Genomic DNA, 19,333 nt, shown 5'->3' on the forward strand with positions numbered 1-19,333 from the left:
CCTCACGCTCACTGCAATCAAGAACTTTTTTTACTTAACTAGAACTTTCATTTTCATAATTCTCAAAAAAAGCAAAAAGAAATTACATCAATTTGATTCACACTTTTCTTAGTGACTTAGTGGCAAAAAAATAATTCTACTTATGCTAAAAATTATAAAACTAAAGCTTAAATTTGAAAATCAAACTACTGATTATGAACATGTATGACAATGAAAACACGGTCCAAAAATCTTTTGACGACAACTACTTGTCCGAAGATTTATTACAGGCTCAATGGGCCGAATTTACCGAACTCAAAAAAGTCATCGCCGAGGCATATCTAAAAAAAGGAAGCCCTTTAACATTATTAGACATCGGAATAGGAAGTGCCAGAATAGCCCGTCACCTGAGCGCCATCCCAGAAATGTGGCAAATGATTGAATCCTACGAAGGCACTGATAACGCCAAAGCCTGCATAAAACTGTCTCAAGCAACAGCCAAAGAATTACATATCGAAGACAAGCTAAAAGTACATTTGCTTGACGCCATCCAATTAGATCAATTAAATAAAAAATACGATTTGATTATTTGCACTTGGTTTACTCCAGGGAATTTCTATCCAGAGAATTTTCCATTTGACACCTATAAAGACTCCTGCACAAGATTGGATTTATCAATGAATGAAAAATTTACCGCTATTTTTTCAAAAGCCTATTCTTTGCTTAATTCTGATGGAGAAATAATTCTAGGTGCCTGTTATATAGATAATGACATGACTCGCAAAAAACAAGAACAGTCTTATCAAAAAATGGGAATGGAAGTAATTACAAATGCAAAGGATAGCTTTACAGCAACCAAAGAAAAATTTTGGTCTCAAAGATTTACCCAAGAAAAAATCAGAGCTTATTTAACTTTCGTAACATCCGAAAATATAGTATTTACACCTCTGGATCCTTATGATTATGCCATGCAAATCAGAATCAAGAAATAGAAAAAGTATTATTCCTCCAAAAGTTTGTCCAACTGATTTTGAAGCATTTTTTTATCAGGTAAATACAGTTGATACTTACTCAAGAGTACTTTATTTGTAATACTATCAGTAGCATATTCTACCAAAATATGATTTTTATGTGCGCCCAAAACAATTCCTATCGGTTCATTATCTCCTTCGGTGGCTTCTTCTTTTTGAAATAATTGAGATACAAATTCATCTGTCCAATATCTTGATGATCAATTTCACCTCGTTTTAAATCGACCAACACGAAACACTTTAGGATTCGATGATAAAAAAGTAAATCCAAATAAAAATGTTTACCTCCAATACTCATTCTGTATTGTCTTCCATTAAAAGCAAAACCTTTACCCATTTCCATAATGAACTGTTGCAAATTGGAAATTATTTTTTCTTCCAATTCACTTTCTAAATACTGATATTGCTGTGGAATATTAAGAAAATCTAAAACAAAAGGATCTTTTATAAGATCTTCAGGCTTTTCGATGCAGTGACCTTCTTTAGCCAATTTCAAAACACCTTCTTTGTCTTTACTTAAAGCAATACGCTCAAACAAAGAACTCTTCATTTGACATTTGAGTTCTCTTACGCTCCAACGTTCTTTTTCACTTTATTTACTATAAAAACCAATTTCTAACTCTGAATCGGCTTTCAAAATTTCATAATAATGACTCCACGTCAATAAGTGGGACACTGTCCCACTTATTGTGAAAAACAAATATTATTTACGCATATAAAACAAATTAGACCTGCTAAATCCTTTACCGTAAGATTGCGTTAAATCTTTTGAAAGTCGCTCAAACAACTGACTGCCATATTCGGCTCGTTCATTACCTTTTTGCTCAAACTCAACAATATGTTGTCCAATATGCCAATAGGTTTGCACTAAAATAGTATTAACAGACTGGACTGCCTGTTGCCGTCATTGTTGCAACAAACCTCCAATTTTATCGTTCCCGCGCTACACGCAGGCTGGGATTAAAAATGCGTAATCTTTCGGTTTAACTAAATTTCGGCTGATACAAAACTATCATTCAGAAAGCCAAATGCCCAGCTTGCTTGTAGCGTGTGTTGGGCAATCGTTCTTTTTTTAGAGGTCTAAAATTCCAAAAGTCTCATAATGCGGGACTTTTAAATCGATAAAAATAAATTTCGGATTTGTTTCTTCTTTGAGAAGATTGTATATTTTCAAACTTTCGCTATCAGACGAAAGATAGTATTCCACAGTTTTTTCACAATGAGCTTGAGAAAATAATTTAGTATCGTTTGGTATTATGTTGCGTTCGTTTAATTTTAATTTGCCTTTGTTTTTGAAAATTATTTTTGCAAATTCTCCTGTTTTCTTTGAGTGGTCTAAATTAAAAGGAACAATTTGTAAATTTTTCAATGGTAATTCATAAATATCTCCTCCAACACAATATTCAGCAATTGAAATAGTCGAAATAATCATTGTTATTTCTTCTTTTATAAAATATCGGAAATAACCATCTGCATTTTTAAATAAAGGATCGTTGTCATTTAAAAACCTTATAAAGAAACTTGTGTCTAACAAAACTGATTTATGCATCATAACCTCCTCTAACTTCTTTTAACCAACTATCAGGATCAATGCCGTCAAGCCAAGATTTTTTAGCTTTTTCACGAAGTCCTTTAAGATATAAATCGTCATACTTTGGTTGATAATCAACTAACTCTAAGAATTTTAATGTTGTAGTATCTATCTCTCCTGTTGAGGAATGTTGTTTTCCTAATGCTCTAATTCCAAGAGATTTATAAAGTAAATTTTCCTCGTAATCTTCTAAAAAACTAATTGGAGTTTGAATTCGAATAGTACCAAAGTCTGCTGTAAGAATATGGATGTTTGCTTTATCTTTCCCTCCTGCATTTGTTATTTTACCATAGAAATAGAATTCCGCATCAGCCCAAATTGCTTCAGTTCTAATATATCGAGTTGTTCTGTCAACTTTCACCTCATTACTATTTTCTAATGAAGTTTTTATACTAAAAATATAATCCTTTTTTATCGCAATATTTTGTAAATTTTCAAATGCTTTTGCTGTCTGTAAATCAAGAAAATCAATTTCTTGAATATTACTAACTTGTCCAATTATAGCATTAAAACCGATTATAAATTGGATTGAAGTTTTAAGTATATGTTTTACGGAACCTTGTTCAATATTGTAGCTTATAATTGGTCTTTCCTTTTTGTCGCCAGGATAAAGTAAATTTTCGGCATTTTCAAGAATAGTAATTATCTCCCTAATGTCATAATTATCGGGAGATAGTTCAATATTACCTTTTGAACCTGTTATTCTTATTTCTATATGTCCTATTTTTTCCACAAAGCAAATTAACAAATTATTTTTTTAAATAAGTGTATCTTGTGTTAAAAGTTCATTTTCGGCTATTTTTGGGTAGAATTTTGCCCAACTATCTGCTCTATATAGGATTGTTTTTCTATGCTCATTTTTAATTTTATTCGACTAAACCAAATTCAAAAAAAAAAAAAAACTTAGCTTTTTACTCAAAATTAACAATATTATAAACCAGCACTCTATCTTCATATTTGACATAAAGTTGTTTTCTATTGTCTTGATTTTTTCTTGTAATAAAAGAAATAGTACAGTCTTCACCTCCATTGTCTTTACAAACAAATGAATAAATAACATCCGTGTTTGTATCTTCTTCCGGCAAGAATTCTACAATCTCAAAAAGTTGAATCACTTCCGAATAAATAACCACTCGATTTTTCTTGGTATCCAAATTAACCAATATGTCAACCTTTTTTAATTCGCTCCAATCGCCAAACTTACCTTTGTCGCCTTTCACAGAAATACTTAAACCTGTAGTTTTGAATTTATAGGATTGGCTAAAACCTTGATTCAAACCAAAAAAAAGAAACATTAATATAAAACCTATTTTTAATTTATTCATTATCAAAAAATTTGTAAAACAAATATACCAATTTTAAAAGTCAAATGAAACAACTTCGCTTTTTGCTTTTTCGAATTCGACTATCATAGTATCGACAATCACTTTTGCAGGTAAAACTTCTTTAATAAGTCCTGCTATTTGACCAATTTCCAATTCTCCTTCTTCCAAATCCCCTTCAAACATACCTTTCTTGGCTCTAGCCCTGCCTAATAATGCAACCAATTCTTCTTTGGTTGGACAATTTGCATATAAGTCTTGAATGTCTTGAAAAAATTTATTTTTAATCAACCGAACAGGTGCCAATTCTTTTAACGTCAATTGGGTTCCGCCTTCTTGTACATTTATAATAGTTTGCTTAAAATTTTCGTGAGACGAAGACTCAACAGAAGCAGCAAATCGGCTTCCCACTTGCACGCCATCGGCTCCAAGAACCATAGCTGCAAGCATTCCACGCCCCGATGCGATTCCTCCAGCCGCTATAAGCGGAATCGAAATTTTATCTTTCACCATTGGAATCAAAGTAAGTGTGGTAGTTTCCTCTCTACCATTGTGACCGCCAGCTTCAAAACCTTCGGCAACAACAGCATCCACTCCTGCATCTTGGGCTTTTAATGCAAAAACAGAACTGCTCACAACATGCACCACAGTTATTCCATTATCTTTCAAATAAGAAGTCCAAGTTTTAGGATTGCCAGCCGATGTAAAAACGATTTTCACCCCTTCATCAACGATAATTTTCATGATTTCTTCGATATTGGGGTACAACATCGGAACGTTTACTCCAAAGGGTTTATCTGTTGCTTTTTGACATTTCTGAATATGTTCCCTCAATACTTCCGGGTACATAGACCCTGCTCCTATCAAGCCCAATCCTCCAGCATTACTTACGGCACTAGCCAGTTTATAACCACTATTCCAAATCATCCCGCCTTGGATAATTGGGTATTTAATATTGAAAAGGCTTGTAATTTTGTTCATATAAAAAAATCTGGTTTATTGTTTGATTAATTTTCCTGTGGTTACACTTCCATTGCAATCCAATTTGTAGATATATAATCCTGACTGCAGTGCTTTCAATGAAATAATTGGTGAAGTTTTGGTGATTATCTGTTCCAGTATTTTCTGCCCAAGAATAGAATAAACTTGAAATACTCCCGAATCAAAATCTGCTGAAAAAAAAACGGTACTTAGATCACTTGTTGGATTAGGATACACAAAAATGTTCTTTTTTGAAAAATCTCGAATTCCTAAACCATTAGACAAAGCCAGACTAAAATCAGTAATCCCATAACCGTATTGATCATTTGGGTTTAAATATCGATCTGCTGATTTCGTGATTAAATCTTTAATTTCTGAATTGGTTTTATTTGGAAAAGCTTGCCACAAACAAACCACCACACCAGCCATAATCGGACTCGAAAAAGAAGTCCCGTTAGCCGAAACAATATTACCAGAAGGATCAGACAAAACCGCCAATTGGCCTTGAGCCATAACATCGGGTTTTACTCGCCCATCAAATGAAGGCCCAATGGAACTAAAACCAGTAACCGTTTCTGAAGCATTCACTGCTCCAACGGTAAGTACCGAAATTCCATCAGCTGGAGCCGCAATATGAGGATTTGCAGTTGTTCCAGAATTTCCTGCAGAAGCAACCACAATCATTCCGCGGCTAAAAGCAATTTCTGCTCCCCTTGTTATAAATGCTGTTTTTCCATCCATCTCATTATAAGTATGACTATAGGATGCATTGTCATAATCAAAATAACCCAATGACGTATTGATTACATCTACACCCAAACTATCTGCTTTTTCGGCAGCTTCAACCCAAAACGATTCTTCCACAGGATTTTCTGTTGCTGCATCTTCTGTTCGAAATAAATAATAAGAGGCATCTGGTGCAGTTCCGACAAGTGCATTTACTTTATAGCCACCCATTGAAGACAAAACAAGTGTGCCGTGTGAGTCCCCCGAGTAAAAGTTGGCACTTCTATTCACAAAATCATATCCTCCTAAAATTTGGTTGTTATCTCTAAGTCGTTGAAAAGGTTGAGCTGTATTTACTCCAGGAAAACCAGCATCTAAAACGGCAATAATCTTTCCTGAGCCAGTATAATTTTGCTGGTGTAATATTTGCCCATTTAGCATTTGGATTTGGTTTGCTGCATTTCCATACGCAAAATCAACTTTCGTTTCCAATACTTTATTTATACTTTTTATTTTGGAAGTCTCAGCTTTTTTTCCAGTTGAATTAAGTGACTTATTGGCAAAATCAATTTTACTTACAAAAAAAAACGATTTTAAAGAATTAATATCCGAAACATTTCCTCGAATATGAAGTGCATTGAGCCATTTTGATTTGGCCATAACAGTAATTCTTGAAATTGATTTTATTTGACTTATAAAAAAAGGATCAATAGGAACATCCTTTAAATCCAAAGTTATGTTTTGTTTCGCTCTTCGATCTAAAGCTCTTTGTGAAAGCATACTCAAAGGACTGTCAAAATAAGTTTGAGAATTATTTTTGACAATAAAATACACCCAAGCATCTTCTTGAGAATGCCCTAAAAAAAAGGAAAATAGCAATATTAAAAACAATTTATTTTTCATATTCGATCCTGAAAAAAAGAGTTAACCATACCTGTAATATAAGTTCATAAAACTATGCTTAAACATACGAACGAAACTATAATTCAATCTTTTTAAATAAACAATAATCGGAAGTAAAACTTAAATGAACTTACATTTCTTATACGGTTCAAATACCAGCTTAAACTGTTTAAGAAATCACCCCAGAACCAATCAACTCATCATTCAAATACCAAGCGGCAAACTGCCCTTCGGTAATTGCTGATTGCGGTTCTTCAAACGAAATATACATACCGTTTTCAAATTGATGTAAGGTCGCTTTTTGCAAAGGCTGTCTGTATCTTATACGCGCCATAACTTCCATCGTTTCTCCATTGGCCAAAGCCAAATCCTCACGAATCCAATGCACTTCGGATTTTTCTATGAATAAAGCTTTTTTGAACAATCCGGGATGTGTACTAGACAAACCGGTATAAATCGTATTGGTTTCCACATCGGTTGCAATAACGAACAATGGATCTGTTGTTCCACCAACATTCAAACCTTTTCTCTGACCTACGGTAAAATAATGCGCTCCTTGGTGTTTTGCCATTATTTTCCCCATCTTTGGAGTATAAGGCAATCTTCTGGATGCAAAAAGCAATTGTTCTTCGACCGTTAATTCGTTTTGTATTTCAAAAGAGTAAATAGGGTCGTTTTTATCAATTTGAATAATCAAACCTTCTTTGGGTTGCAATTTTTGTTGCAAAAACTCTGGCAAACGAACTTTTCCAATAAAACAAAGTCCTTGCGAGTCCTTTTTTTCGGCAGTAACCAATTCCATTTCAGCAGCAATTTCGCGTACTTCAGGTTTTGTTAACTCTCCAATTGGGAACAAAGATTTTGACAACTGTTCTTGTGACAATTGACACAAAAAATACGATTGATCTTTGTTGCTATCAACACCCGAAAGGAGTTGATATACTTTTTCTCCATTGACCTCAATTTCGCCTTTACGGCAATAATGGCCTGTAGCCACATAGTCGGCGCCAAGACTTAATGCAATTTTCATAAAAACATCAAACTTTATCTCGCGATTACAAAGTACATCAGGATTTGGAGTTCTCCCTTTCTCGTACTCGCTAAACATATAATCGACAATTTTTTCCTGATATTGTTCGCTTAAATCTACCGTTTGAAAAGGAATCCCTAATTTTTCGGCTACCAATAAAGCATCATTACTGTCTTCCAGCCAAGGGCATTCATTGGAAATTGTCACCGAATCATCGTGCCAATTCTTCATAAAAAGACCTATTACTTCATATCCCTGTTGCTGCAACAAATAAGCTGCAACACTTGAATCTACTCCACCTGAAAGACCTACAACTACACGTTTCATCTTAAAAAATTTAATTTAATCTTTTGCAAAAGTACAAATAATATAGCTAGTTAAGACTAATTGAGATTGATGAAAACAATACTGTTATAACCCGGACTAATGTTTTTTTATCTATCTTTAATACTCAATAAAAGATAAAAATGAAAAGCCGAATTACTATTTTATGCTTATTCTTAATCACTCTCGTAGTCAAAGCGCAAAATTATGTAGCAACCATACCTAATTATGAAGTCTATAAATCATTAAAAGGAAAACCATTGTCGGATAAATTCTCCAATATTGAATCGGTAAAAATAGTTTACGATTTGAGATCGCAAAAACTATACTATTTTAACAGCACTTTAATACCGCTTCATTATCAATTTGCAAACGAATATTTGGGTTACGATAAAGATTTGAACGTTTTCAATGCCAATAATTACAGTAATAAAGAAACCGGTCGGGATTATTTATTGGGAAATCTTAACCATATAAAAGGAACCGACAAATGGATTTTTGAATTGGCCGTTTCCGATCGAATGCCAGGTACACTAATAGAAAAATTTTTCAAAATAGTGCAGCAAACTACTTTTATTGGAAAATCCTTGAATTTTTATTTGAATGATCGAGAAAAGATTGAACTTTTCAACCATGGACAATTTAAATTTCCCTGTGTCTCCTCCGAATTTATTTTCAACCAATTAAAATACCAAGAAGTGGTTTCAGGCAGTTGCATTGGGATATTGAAAGAATACAAAATCAAAGATTTAAATACCATCAAACCCAAAGAAGACGAAATAATCATTTTGGACGGAACACCAGAAACGTTGCCCAATGTAAAAGGGATTATTGTCAATGAATTACAAACGCCTTTGAGTCATTTGGTCATTTTGGGCAAAAACAGAAAAATTCCAACAATAGCCTATACTTTGGCACTAACGGACATAAAATTAAAATCCCTTTTGAATAAAAAAGTGGAATTACAAATTGCAGTTGACACCTTTTATATTGAAGAAACCAACAAAAAAATAAAATCAAGTCGTTCCCAAAAAAAACGAACTCTTATTGCCGATACTACCATAACCGGACTCGTTGATTTATCCAAAATAAACAAAAAAGGAGTCGAATACATTGGTTCTAAAGCTCAAAATTTATCTTGTTTAATTGCTATCGCAAAAGATTCCACTTTCAAAGTTCCAGAAAACGCTTATGCCATTCCGTTTTATTATTACAACAAACACATTCATAACAAAATTATTTTCCCCTTAATTACAGCTCTTTTAAAAAATCCAAATAAAGATTCTATACAATGGATTAACGTTCAATTGGAAAAAATCAGGAAAGCGATTAAGAAAAAAGCTGTTGATCCAAGTTTAATATTAGAGCTGAATCAAAAATTGGGAGCTCAAAAAAAATTTAAAATTTTCAGATTTCGGTCTTCAACCAATGCCGAAGATATTGATGGATTTAATGGAGCGGGATTATACGATTCCAAAACTGGAATTGTGGGTGATTCCATAAAATCATTCGAAAAAGCCATCAAGCAAGTTTGGGCAAGTGTTTGGGACGAAAGTTCGTATTGGGAAAGAGAAATATTTGGGCTTGACCAAAGCACAATTGCCATGGGAATACTGGTGCACAGAGCCTTTCCGGATGAATTGGCAAATGGTGTTGTCATTACTAAAAATCTGTTCCGAAAAGATTTCAGCGGTATAACGGTCAATATTCAAAAAGGGGAAAACTCGGTTGTAAAACCCAACAAAGGGGAAGTCTGCGAGCAATTTACGGCTTATGACCTGAATTTATTTGGAAGCAAAAACAGTAATCTCGATGTCGATTATGTTTCCAATTCGACATTAAATGAAAATAAGCCTTTGTTAACTATTGCTGAAATCAACAGTTTATTCAAAGTCTGTATGAACATAGAAACCAAAATGAATCACTATTGGAACAAATTCAACCGAAAACCAGTAGACATTGAATTCAAAATAGTGGGAGAAAAAAGAGAACTTTACATCAAACAAGTTCGGGTTTTTAATGATTAATCTAATAGAGAATCAAGATTTCGACCTCATTGGAAGTCGTATTAACAGTAACAATTTCAAAATCGAAAGCAGCAAAAGGAACATTTTCGGCAATTTTGTTTTTCCTGTTGCTTTCATCAAGAGCATTAAATTCGTCGTGTTTTAAAATCAGTTTACAGGTTTTTTTATAAATAGAAGCTCCATTAACAAACATCAAAGATCCCATTACATAAAACGAGACTATACTAAATTGAAAAAACAGCAACACTTCGTATTTTTCGAGAGGATACAAGATATCTAAAATAGAAAGTGTTATAGTTGCAAAAAGAAAAATAATGGCATTGAGTGAAAAAGTTTGAGCTCTAAATCGCAATATGGAGAAAATCGCAAAAAGTCCAAAACCGATTCCGATTCCGATTTGTACTTTGGTAAACAAATAACACAAAGAAAAAGTACAAAACCCAACAACTATAATCAAAGGATTGATCGTTTCTTTGTTCTTTCTATTCGAAAAAAAATACAAAAAAAGAACAGAAAAAGTGAGCAAAAGAAAACGGGAAAGCAATTCGAGTAGATTCATATCAATCTATTTATAATTTATCTTTTTTGAATTGTGGTTTTTTTGGCTTATCCATATTTTCTTCTTTAGTCAATTTTCCATCTACAAAAAACTGCCACATACCAACTTTTTTACCGTCCTTAAACACCCCTTTTGCAATCACAAGATCATTTGGATCTTTATAAACTGCCTCCCCCTCGTATTCATTATTTTTGAAAAAGCTTTTTTCTAAAACAATTCCTGTATCAGAATATTTTTTATAAACCCCTTCTTTTAATCCATTTTTATAAATGGTCTCATCAACAATTTTACCACTAGGATAGTATACAGTACGAATTCCTTCAAGTTTTCCATTTTTATAATTCTCCAAAGTCATAATAGTTTTTGAAGATTTGTGATAATATTTCCATAATCCTTCATGCAACTTATTGATTTCTTTTCCTTCGCTAACTATATTTTTATTCTGGTCATAAAATATTGTGTAGCAAGTGTTGTCTTTTGAACTAAAGGTTCGGGTTGCTATTACGGTTTTAGCCTTTGTATCATCATAAAAATTAAAAACTCCAATTTCTTTACCGCGTTCAAAAGTTCCTTCATATCGTTGTCTCCCTGACTCTTCATAAAACCCTTTCCAAATACCATCTTTTCTTCCTTTATCGTCTACTGGATTGGAAATAGTTTGAGAAAAAATACTTTGAAAGCAAAAAAAAGCAAGAAATAATCTTAAAATCGAAAACATAATATTAGATATTTATTGAAAATAAAAACATTAGTATATAAAATAAAACAATAAAATCGCAACGTTTTATTAGGTTATAAAAGTACATAAATAATTCTATTCAAAATTTAACTAAAAAACATAAACTATGAATTACTAAATAAAAAAAACAATGAAAAAATTGGTTAAAAAATTGATTTTTTGTTTAACAAAAACAACTCATAAAAGTAAAAAATATGCATTCAAAATCAAAAGGCTACAAGTGAAAACAACAAGAAATATTGCAATACAAAATTCACAACTATCTGATTTTCAGTATTAGACAAAATAAAAAAAAATCATAATATTTACTTTTGGTTTGTTTTTTTAAGACTTATGAGAAACATAATAATTGAAAATTAAATTACATTTGACCAAACATTTAAAAACAACTATTATGAAAAATTTATTAAAATTCAGACCATTAGGAGTACTAATACTTTTATTAGTAACTGTGTTTTCTTGTACGAAAGATGACAATGAAACCGAAATGACACCAACTGCTCAGGTAAATAATTCCATATCTGAAATTGCAGTAAGCAATCCTGACTTTTCAATCTTTTCAGAAGCATTATCAAAAGCTGATTTAACAGGAACCCTGACAGGAAAAGGTACTTCTTACACAGTATTTGCTCCAACAAATGCAGCTTTTACATCGTTTTTAAAAACCACGCCTTACAAATCCATTTTTGAAGTACCAAGAGAAGTATTGATTCAGATCTTATCCAATCATATTGTAAAAGGCAAGCTTAAATCAACCGATTTAACAACAGGTTATATCAAAACATTAGCAAAAGGTGGAGCATCATCAAGTAACACTTTGAGTATGTTTGTAGACACTTCAAATGGAGTGAAATTGAATGGAGTTTCAAAAGTAATAAAAGCTGATATAATGGCAGTAAATGGAGTAATGCACATAGTTGACGCAGTAATTCCATTACCAACAATTGTAGATCATGCACTTGCAAATCCAAATTTTTCAATATTAGTAGCTGCTTTAACTTATAATCCTTCATCTGGTTTTGCAGGAATATTGTCGGGAACAGCTAGTTCTCCATTTACAGTTTTTGCACCAACAAATGATGCATTTGTATCCTTCTTAGGGGAAACTGGTTTTTCTGGACTGTCAGCAATTCCTGCAAATGTACTAGAAAAAACATTAAAATACCATGTATTAGCAGGAGCCAACGTGTTGTCAACAAGCTTAAGTGACAATCAAGTAGTCGGAATGTTTTCGGGTCAAAACGTTACTGTAAAATTCTCGCCAACACGATTAGTTGATGTAAATAATAGAAATTGCAATATTGTAGCTGTTGATGTACAATGTTCTAACGGAGTAATACATGTTTTAGATAAAGTATTATTGCCGACATTCTAAAAGAATTGCATTAATTTCTATAATCTTAATTTATTGTAAACGGAAAACTTATCTAAAAATAAGTTTTCCGTTTTTTTTTCGCAGCAAACAGCTGTAAAACAATCCTCAAACAAATTGGTAAGCAAATATTAAAAAATGTTTAACACTATTACTTTCAAAAAAAGAACTATAAACCAAATAAAACAATATAAAGTCTGTTTTTCAACACTTTATAAAATTAAACAAATTCAAATAAAATCATAAATTTTGTCTTTTTGTTTACTATTTTTTAAATTTTAATAAACAACTTATAAAATAAATTAATAGTTTTGTTTAAGATTATAAGTTAATTATCAAACAAACAAAAAACAAGAAAATGAAAAATCTATTAAAATTCAAGAAGTTAGCATTTATTGCACTATTAGTAACGCTAGGAATATCCTGCGACAATGACGACGATACCACTACAACTCCAGTTGCTGATACAACCATAACAGGAATTGCAGTTGGAAATAAAGATTTCTCAATATTAGTAGAAGCATTAACAAAAGCAGATTTAGCTAAAACATTACAAGGTGCAGGTCCATTTACCGTTTTTGCACCAACAAATGCCGCTTTTACAGCATTTCTAAAAACAACTCCTTATACTTCAATCAAAGATGTACCTACTGCAGCTTTGACTCAAATATTGCTGAATCATGTGGTGAGTGGCAATGTAAAATCTACTGATTTAAAAAGTGGATACATCAAAACTCTAGCAAAAGGAAGTGCTTCTACTACCAACACCTTAAGTATGTATGTAAACACAACTTCAGGAGTACAATTAAATGGAGTATCCAAAGTTGTTACTGCAGACGTTAAGGCTTCAAATGGAGTGATACATATTGTTGATGCCGTAATCGGGCTACCAACAATAGTAGACCATGCAAAAGCAAACGCAAGTTTCAGCACTTTGGTAGCAGCATTAACATACAACCCAGCATCAGGATTCGCAGGTGTATTATCTGGAACAACTAGCTCTCCTTTTACAGTTTTCGCACCAACGAACGATGCTTTTGGAGCATTCTTGACTGAAACTAAGTTTTCTGGACTTGCTGCAATACCGGCAAATGTTCTTGAGAAAACTTTAAAATATCATGTAGTTACAGGAGCAAACGTTCAATCTACTCAATTAACAGACAACCAAGTAGTAGGAACTTTCTCTGGACAAAACGTTACTGTAAAATTCACTCCAACACGACTATTGGATGTAAGTGCACGAAATTGTAATATAATTGCTGTTGATGTACAATGTTCTAATGGAATAATACACGTATTGGATAAAGTTTTGTTGCCTACATTCTAAAATGTATATATTTTTTTGGTTACATATAAACTTGTTTAAAACGAAAAAGCTTCCGATATTGGGAGCTTTTTCAATATAACATACTTTTTTACATCCTTTTTACTTGTCTTCAGAACTTAAAGTAAGAATCACATGGGGCGACTTATGAGATTCCATCGTAATGACAATTAGACTTTGACAAACACTTTAAACCCAAATTCTGCATTAGAAACATTGTCACTAAATTCTTCTTCAAAACCAAGAACTTACTCCTATTTTTAAATTCAAAATACAAAAGTATTATATCTTGAAAAATATCCCGAAAGATTTCGGGAAGTGAGCTCTTGCCTTTTTTGAATAATTTAGTTTCGTCACGAAGTCATATGTGGATTCTGGATTAAAAAAACAACCAATGATTTGAACGATAAAACGAATTTCATCTTCAATTCAATTTTTAACGCCATAAATAAAAATCTGTTCTAATCTGTTAAATCCTTGTTATCAGTGGCTAAATAACCTGTTAGCCAAAAAGCAATTAATTGTAAAAAGCGTTTGCACCGCAACAAGACCTTCAAAACTTTGATTCATCACATGCTGAATATAAATGACTAAAGCATAAAAAACATAAAAGCTCCCATTATTGGGAGCTTTTATAAAATATACTACTTTTTATTTCTTTTTATCCTTTGCTTTTTGAGCTTCGGCTTGTTCCATTACTTCTTGTAATTTTTGTTGAAACTTACCTTGTTTTTTTGGCTCTTTCAGCTTGTTCTCTTGAATTTGAGCATGTATCTTTTCCGGATCTACAATATGATTTTTAATCACAAACATAATTCCAATAGTAATTAAGTTGGATATAAAGTTATACAAACTCAATCCAGCACCATACGTGTTGAAGAAAATCAACATCATAATTGGCGAGATGTAAATCATCATTTTCATCATCTTAGCCATATCTGGCATCCCATCTTGTTGCGGAGCTGCCATTTGTTGGTCACCAGAAGTCATTTTCATATAAAAGAAAATTGCAATAGCTGCCAATATTGGAAACAAACTAATATGATCACCGTACAAAGGAATGGTAAACGGTAATTGATAAATAGAGTCAAATGAAGACAAATCATCTGCCCATAAGAACCCTTTTTGTCTCAACTCAAAAGCCGATGGAAAAAACTGAAACGAAGCATACATAAATGGAATCTGAATCAAAGCTGGAATACAACCCGCCATTGGATTCACTCCTGCTTTATTGTACAACTTCATCGTTTCTTGTTGCTTTTTCATTGGGTCTTTTTTGAACTTCTCTCCCAACTCAGTAATCTCTGGTCGCAACACTTTCATTTTTGCCTGAGACAAAAATGATTTGTAAGTAATAGGAGACATTGCGATCTTAATGATTATTGTAAATATAATGATTGCAATACCATAAGAAATATATCCACTTAGAAAACCAAATAAAGGAATAAAAACAAATTTATTAATCCATCCGAAAATACCCCAACCCAATGGAACAATTTTTTCCATGTCCTTATCGTATGCTTTCAAGGTTGCATAGTCAGTTGGTCCAAAATACCAATTCATTTTATAATCTAATTCCCCATTTGAAAAAGCCAACGGAACTGTAGCATTAAAATGTTTAGTAAAAACAGTGTCTTTTTCTTCATCCAGAACCAAGTTATTTGATTTCAAACTTGCTTTTTCAAATGTTTTATCTGTTAATAAAATAGAAGTGAAAAAATGTTGTTTGAATGCAATATAATCTATTTTTATAGGAGTCTCTTCTTTTTCTGTACCACCATTTACATAATCATGTTTTCCTTCTTCATAATCAAAACGCAATTCGGCATATCTGTTTTCATACGATATACTTTTCTCGTTTCTATATGTTTTCATATCCCAAACCAAATCCAACGGCTTTGCTGTATTCAAAACTTTGTTCAATCCTTGGGAACGTACATCAAAACCAACCATATAATCGTTTGGTTTTAAACTGTATTTGTATTCTAAAAACTCATTGGCTCCCGATTTCAATTTCATAGACAGCACTTGATCAGCACCAACTTTAGTCAATGTAGGTTCAAAATACAAGTCTTTTGTATTCAAGACTCTATTGTCGCTTGTTTGCAATTGAATATTCAAATCGGCATTGTTATCTTTAATCAAAGAAACCAATTGACCTGAATTTTTCTTAAATTTTTCAAAATTTTTCAAAGTAGCTTCAACAATAAAGCCTCCCTTGTTAGCTATTTTTAAAACTACATATTCGTTTTCGATAGTTGTAATATCATTTTTTGCTGAAGGCAAAGTTGCAGAATACGCAAAACCACCCAAAGATTTTTGCAATTGTGCCAACTTAGTAGAGTCACCAGACACAACAGCCACAGGAGTTGCAATAGTTTTTACAGCAGCTGCTTTCGCTTGTGCTTCTTTGGCAACCAATTCTTTTTTAGCCTTTTCTGCAGCAAGAGTTGCCTCCGAAGGTTTGTTTTGGTACATCATCCAAATAAAAATACCAATTATCAATACAATACCTATAACCGAGTTAAGGTCTAATTTTTTTTCTTCCATTTTATTTTTGTTGTTTTTCGTCTTCCTAATTTAAATAAATTAGAAACTGAATCCGTTAGTCTTCAAAACAACTTTAATGTTACATTTTATAACATTATCAAAGTTTTGAAAATCTATTTTACTTTTATTTCTTTTTCCCTTTTACTGCTGCTGCAACAAAACTCACAAAAATTGGATGTGGATTAGCTACTGTACTTTTGTATTCCGGATGGTATTGTACTCCAATAAAGAAAGGATGATCTGCCAATTCTACAATTTCTACAAGACCTGTATCTGGATTAACTCCAGACGAAATCAATCCTGCTTTTTGTAATTGACTCACATACTCACTGTTGTATTCATAACGATGACGGTGACGTTCCGAAATTTGTGTTTCACCATAAATTTTAAAAGCTAATGAACCTGGTGTGATATCACATTTCCAAGCTCCAAGACGCATTGTACCTCCTTTATCAGTTACATTTTTTTGATCTTCCATCAAATTAACAACTGGATTTGAAGTTTTATCATTCATTTCGGTAGAATTTGCATCAGCCAAACCTAAAATATTTCTAGAATATTCGATAATTGCCATTTGCATCCCTAAACAAATTCCGAAAAACGGAACTTTATTTTCACGGGCATAACGAATTGCTTCGATTTTACCTTCAATTCCTCTTTCTCCAAAACCTGGAGCCACAAGAATTGCATCCAAACCTGATAATTTCTCTTTTATATTCTCTGCATCTATAAATTCTGAATGTATCGAAATCACATTTACTTTGGTTTCATTCGCAGCACCTGCATGAATGAAAGCTTCCAAAATTGATTTGTAACAATCTTGCATTTCAACATATTTTCCAATCAAACCAATATTAACGGTATGTTTTGGAAATTTCAATCTACGTAAAAAAGTGTTCCAGTTTTTTAAATCTGGAGCCGCTTTTTTAGGCAAATCTAGTTTTTTCAAAGCCACAACATCCAATCCTTCTTCCAACATTAAATTAGGAACTTCGTAGATTGTTGAAGCATCTATAGATTGAATAACCGCTTCTCTTTTTACGTTACAAAACAAGGCTAATTTATTACGAATTTCATCAGAAATCTCATGTTCTGTTCTACAAACCAAAATATCAGCTTTGATTCCGCTTTCCATCAAAGTTTTTACAGAGTGTTGTGTTGGTTTTGTTTTTAATTCACCAGCAGCTGCCAAATAAGGAACCAATGTTAAATGAATAACAATTGCATTATGCTCCCCTAGATCCCAAACCAATTGACGAACTGATTCTATATAAGGTAAAGATTCTATATCTCCTACTGTACCGCCAATTTCTGTAATAACTATATCATAATCACCTGAATTACCAAGCAATTGCATTCTTTCTTTAATCTCGTTGGTGATATGAGGAACAACTTGAACCGTTTTTCCTAGAAATTCTCCTCTACGTTCTTTTTCAATAACCGAAAGATAAATTCTACCTGTAGTTACATTGTTCGCCTGAGAAGTTGGAACATTCAAAAAACGTTCGTAGTGTCCTAAATCCAAATCTGTTTCTGCTCCATCATCAGTTACATAACATTCCCCGTGTTCATAAGGATTCAGAGTTCCTGGATCTACATTTAGATAAGGATCAAATTTTTGTATTGTCGTTCTGTACCCTCTCGCTTGTAACAATTTTGCCAAAGATGCCGCTATAATTCCTTTTCCTAGAGAAGAAGTCACACCGCCTGTAACAAAAATATATTTCGTTTGATTCATTCTGTTGTTGTTTGTTGTAGTTGTATAAAAAACGTGGCAAAAGTACAAATTAAATTGGAATACTAGACCGTTCGATTATTAGAATTTTAGACTAATTAGATTATCGGACTTCTTAGAATGATAGACCTCTTAGAATATTTAGATTTCTTATATTTTTGGACTATTTAGAATATTAGACTATACACAATCTTGGCTTTATAGAATTTCAAATTTCATTTATATACACTTTAAAAAAAAAGATTTAAAACATCATAAACATGCTAAACTATTTTTAAACCTTTAGAAAAAAAAATCTAAGAAATCTAAAAATCTAAAACTCTAAGTTGTCCAAACTACGGTTTTGGATATTTCTTTTTAATATTTCGAATTAATTCTTCGAGTCCGTTGAGTTTTAGTTCATAAATTAATTTCAGTTGGTCTCCCAGTTCTCCTTTTGGAAAACCTTTGTTACTGTACCAAACAATATAATATTCGGGAATATCGATAAGAAACCAGCCTTCGTATTTACCAAAGGGCATTTTGGTGTGGGCTAGTTTTATGAGCTGTTTTTGGTTTTGATCCATTTTTTAAAATTAGAAAAAAAAATAAAGAACCAAGAGTAAAGACTTAATCATAAACTTTTTTCTTCTTTACTTTTTTTCATTTTTCTCTATTCTTTACTCTCTATTCTTTTTTCTATTTCCAATTAAAAGTAATTCTCTTCTCAATATCTGCATTCAAGCTCAAGAAAACTGGGCAAGTCATTGCAGCTCTTTCTAGAATCGTTTTGTCTTTTTGTTCTGAAACGCCAATCATTTCAAAAACAATTTCGATTGCTCCAATTCTCCTTGGTTCCGCATTCATGATTTTGGTAACCGAAGCTGTTGATCCTTTAAAATCAAGATTCATGTCTCTTGCTTTTATACCCATAATGGTCATCATGCAAGTAGCCAAAGCATTGGCAACAGTATCCGTTGGAGAAAAAGCTTCTCCTTTTCCGTTATTATCAAGTGGTGCATCCGAAATGATTTCGCTACCCGATTGTCTATGAATGGAAGATGTTCTTAAATCGCCTAAATAAGTTACTTTTGAAGTCATTCTATTGAATTGTGAGTTATGAATTGTGAATTATGACTTTTTTTTATCTCAATAATTTGC

General features: G+C 32.5%; 17 protein-coding genes and 1 pseudogene. 4 read left to right on the forward strand and 14 right to left on the reverse strand.

The features are described from left to right. The first annotated feature begins 194 nt into the window (after positions 1–194). Positions 195–971: a methyltransferase domain-containing protein gene (locus AC8GF4_RS11460; protein ID WP_506594769.1), complete on the forward strand. Its 777-nt coding sequence runs from the start codon at positions 195–197 to the stop codon at positions 969–971. Positions 972–979: 8 nt separating this feature from the next. Here AC8GF4_RS11460 and AC8GF4_RS11465 read toward each other — a convergent pair. The 8 genes and pseudogenes from AC8GF4_RS11465 to mnmA form a co-directional block, all read right to left on the reverse strand. Further along, positions 980–1,560 (reverse strand): annotated as a pseudogene (locus tag AC8GF4_RS11465) (PDDEXK nuclease domain-containing protein). A gap of 153 nt (positions 1,561–1,713) precedes the next feature. Further along, positions 1,714–1,878, reverse strand: a complete 165-nt coding sequence (locus AC8GF4_RS11470) for a DUF1016 N-terminal domain-containing protein (RefSeq protein ID WP_506594770.1) — start codon at positions 1,876–1,878, stop codon at positions 1,714–1,716. A 204-nt stretch (positions 1,879–2,082) separates the two neighbouring features. Further along, entirely contained in the window at positions 2,083–2,562 is a 480-nt protein-coding gene (locus AC8GF4_RS11475) for a hypothetical protein (protein ID WP_506594771.1), read from the reverse strand. Next, positions 2,552–3,334, reverse strand: a complete 783-nt coding sequence (locus AC8GF4_RS11480; RefSeq protein ID WP_506594773.1) for a hypothetical protein — start codon at positions 3,332–3,334, stop codon at positions 2,552–2,554. Before AC8GF4_RS11480 ends, AC8GF4_RS11475 begins: the two co-directional genes overlap by 11 nt. Before the next feature lie 178 nt (positions 3,335–3,512). Next, positions 3,513–3,926 carry a hypothetical protein gene (locus AC8GF4_RS11485; protein ID WP_506594775.1) on the reverse strand — a complete coding sequence of 138 codons (414 nt, stop codon included), beginning with the start codon at positions 3,924–3,926 and terminating at the stop codon, positions 3,513–3,515. Between the two features lie 33 nt (positions 3,927–3,959). Further along, entirely contained in the window at positions 3,960–4,904 is a 945-nt protein-coding gene (locus AC8GF4_RS11490; protein ID WP_506594777.1) for an NAD(P)H-dependent flavin oxidoreductase, read from the reverse strand. Between the two features lie 15 nt (positions 4,905–4,919). Then, on the reverse strand, positions 4,920–6,533 hold the full coding sequence (locus AC8GF4_RS11495; RefSeq protein ID WP_506594779.1) for a S8 family serine peptidase: 1,614 nt from the start codon (positions 6,531–6,533) through the stop codon (positions 4,920–4,922). A 169-nt stretch (positions 6,534–6,702) separates the two neighbouring features. Next, the gene (gene mnmA, locus AC8GF4_RS11500) at positions 6,703–7,890 is read right to left on the reverse strand and encodes a tRNA 2-thiouridine(34) synthase MnmA (protein WP_506594780.1); all 1,188 of its coding nucleotides are present in this window, start codon (positions 7,888–7,890) and stop codon (positions 6,703–6,705) included. 140 nt (positions 7,891–8,030) lie between these two features. Between mnmA and AC8GF4_RS11505 the strand changes: the two genes are divergently transcribed. After that, complete coding sequence (locus AC8GF4_RS11505; RefSeq protein WP_506594782.1) at positions 8,031–9,914, forward strand: PEP/pyruvate-binding domain-containing protein; 1,884 nt, start codon at positions 8,031–8,033, stop codon at positions 9,912–9,914. A gap of 1 nt (position 9,915) precedes the next feature. Here the strand turns inward: AC8GF4_RS11505 and AC8GF4_RS11510 are convergent, their stop codons facing one another. Then, positions 9,916–10,473 carry a DUF4956 domain-containing protein gene (locus tag AC8GF4_RS11510; RefSeq protein WP_506594783.1) on the reverse strand — a complete coding sequence of 186 codons (558 nt, stop codon included), beginning with the start codon at positions 10,471–10,473 and terminating at the stop codon, positions 9,916–9,918. 10 nt (positions 10,474–10,483) lie between these two features. After that, entirely contained in the window at positions 10,484–11,191 is a 708-nt protein-coding gene (locus AC8GF4_RS11515; RefSeq protein WP_506594784.1) for a toxin-antitoxin system YwqK family antitoxin, read from the reverse strand. Positions 11,192–11,606: 415 nt separating this feature from the next. Between AC8GF4_RS11515 and AC8GF4_RS11520 the strand changes: the two genes are divergently transcribed. Together AC8GF4_RS11520 and AC8GF4_RS11525 are read left to right on the forward strand one after the other, a co-directional pair. Then, on the forward strand, positions 11,607–12,587 hold the full coding sequence (locus AC8GF4_RS11520) for a fasciclin domain-containing protein (RefSeq protein ID WP_506594785.1): 981 nt from the start codon (positions 11,607–11,609) through the stop codon (positions 12,585–12,587). A 355-nt stretch (positions 12,588–12,942) separates the two neighbouring features. Next, positions 12,943–13,911, forward strand: coding sequence for a fasciclin domain-containing protein (locus tag AC8GF4_RS11525; RefSeq protein WP_506594786.1), 969 nt, complete (start codon positions 12,943–12,945; stop codon positions 13,909–13,911). Positions 13,912–14,559: 648 nt separating this feature from the next. On the opposite strand, the gene yidC is transcribed toward AC8GF4_RS11525, so the two are convergent. The 4 genes from yidC to AC8GF4_RS11545 all read right to left on the reverse strand — a co-directional run bounded on the left by yidC (position 14,560) and on the right by AC8GF4_RS11545 (position 19,273). Beyond that, complete coding sequence (yidC, locus tag AC8GF4_RS11530) at positions 14,560–16,458, reverse strand: membrane protein insertase YidC (RefSeq protein ID WP_506594788.1); 1,899 nt, start codon at positions 16,456–16,458, stop codon at positions 14,560–14,562. Between the two features lie 124 nt (positions 16,459–16,582). After that, positions 16,583–18,196 carry a CTP synthase gene (gene pyrG / locus AC8GF4_RS11535; RefSeq protein WP_506594789.1) on the reverse strand — a complete coding sequence of 538 codons (1,614 nt, stop codon included), beginning with the start codon at positions 18,194–18,196 and terminating at the stop codon, positions 16,583–16,585. Positions 18,197–18,528: 332 nt separating this feature from the next. After that, the gene (locus AC8GF4_RS11540) at positions 18,529–18,759 is read right to left on the reverse strand and encodes a DUF3820 family protein (protein WP_116795759.1); all 231 of its coding nucleotides are present in this window, start codon (positions 18,757–18,759) and stop codon (positions 18,529–18,531) included. Between the two features lie 112 nt (positions 18,760–18,871). Next, complete coding sequence (locus AC8GF4_RS11545; RefSeq protein ID WP_506594791.1) at positions 18,872–19,273, reverse strand: OsmC family protein; 402 nt, start codon at positions 19,271–19,273, stop codon at positions 18,872–18,874. Between the last annotated feature and the right edge of the window lie 60 nt (positions 19,274–19,333).

Source organism: Flavobacterium rarum (SeqCode) (genome assembly GCF_965234445.1).
Lineage (GTDB): Bacteria > Bacteroidota > Bacteroidia > Flavobacteriales > Flavobacteriaceae > Flavobacterium > Flavobacterium rarum.

Excerpts from the sequence above, each read along its gene's own strand:
- AC8GF4_RS11545 (WP_506594791.1), bottom strand. The coding sequence starts at position 19,273 with ATGACTTCAAAAGTAACTTATTTAGGCGATTTAAGAACATCTTCCATT.
- AC8GF4_RS11520 (WP_506594785.1), top strand. The coding sequence starts at position 11,607 with ATGAAAAATTTATTAAAATTCAGACCATTAGGAGTACTAATACTTTTA.
- yidC (WP_506594788.1), bottom strand. The coding sequence starts at position 16,458 with ATGGAAGAAAAAAAATTAGACCTTAACTCGGTTATAGGTATTGTATTG.
- AC8GF4_RS11495 (WP_506594779.1), bottom strand. The coding sequence starts at position 6,533 with ATGAAAAATAAATTGTTTTTAATATTGCTATTTTCCTTTTTTTTAGGG.
- AC8GF4_RS11525 (WP_506594786.1), top strand. The coding sequence starts at position 12,943 with ATGAAAAATCTATTAAAATTCAAGAAGTTAGCATTTATTGCACTATTA.
- AC8GF4_RS11515 (WP_506594784.1), bottom strand. The coding sequence starts at position 11,191 with ATGTTTTCGATTTTAAGATTATTTCTTGCTTTTTTTTGCTTTCAAAGT.
- AC8GF4_RS11460 (WP_506594769.1), top strand. The coding sequence starts at position 195 with ATGAACATGTATGACAATGAAAACACGGTCCAAAAATCTTTTGACGAC.
- mnmA (WP_506594780.1), bottom strand. The coding sequence starts at position 7,890 with ATGAAACGTGTAGTTGTAGGTCTTTCAGGTGGAGTAGATTCAAGTGTT.
- AC8GF4_RS11475 (WP_506594771.1), bottom strand. The coding sequence starts at position 2,562 with ATGATGCATAAATCAGTTTTGTTAGACACAAGTTTCTTTATAAGGTTT.
- pyrG (WP_506594789.1), bottom strand. The coding sequence starts at position 18,196 with ATGAATCAAACGAAATATATTTTTGTTACAGGCGGTGTGACTTCTTCT.
- AC8GF4_RS11540 (WP_116795759.1), bottom strand. The coding sequence starts at position 18,759 with ATGGATCAAAACCAAAAACAGCTCATAAAACTAGCCCACACCAAAATG.
- AC8GF4_RS11505 (WP_506594782.1), top strand. The coding sequence starts at position 8,031 with ATGAAAAGCCGAATTACTATTTTATGCTTATTCTTAATCACTCTCGTA.
- AC8GF4_RS11490 (WP_506594777.1), bottom strand. The coding sequence starts at position 4,904 with ATGAACAAAATTACAAGCCTTTTCAATATTAAATACCCAATTATCCAA.
- AC8GF4_RS11485 (WP_506594775.1), bottom strand. The coding sequence starts at position 3,926 with ATGAATAAATTAAAAATAGGTTTTATATTAATGTTTCTTTTTTTTGGT.
- AC8GF4_RS11510 (WP_506594783.1), bottom strand. The coding sequence starts at position 10,473 with ATGAATCTACTCGAATTGCTTTCCCGTTTTCTTTTGCTCACTTTTTCT.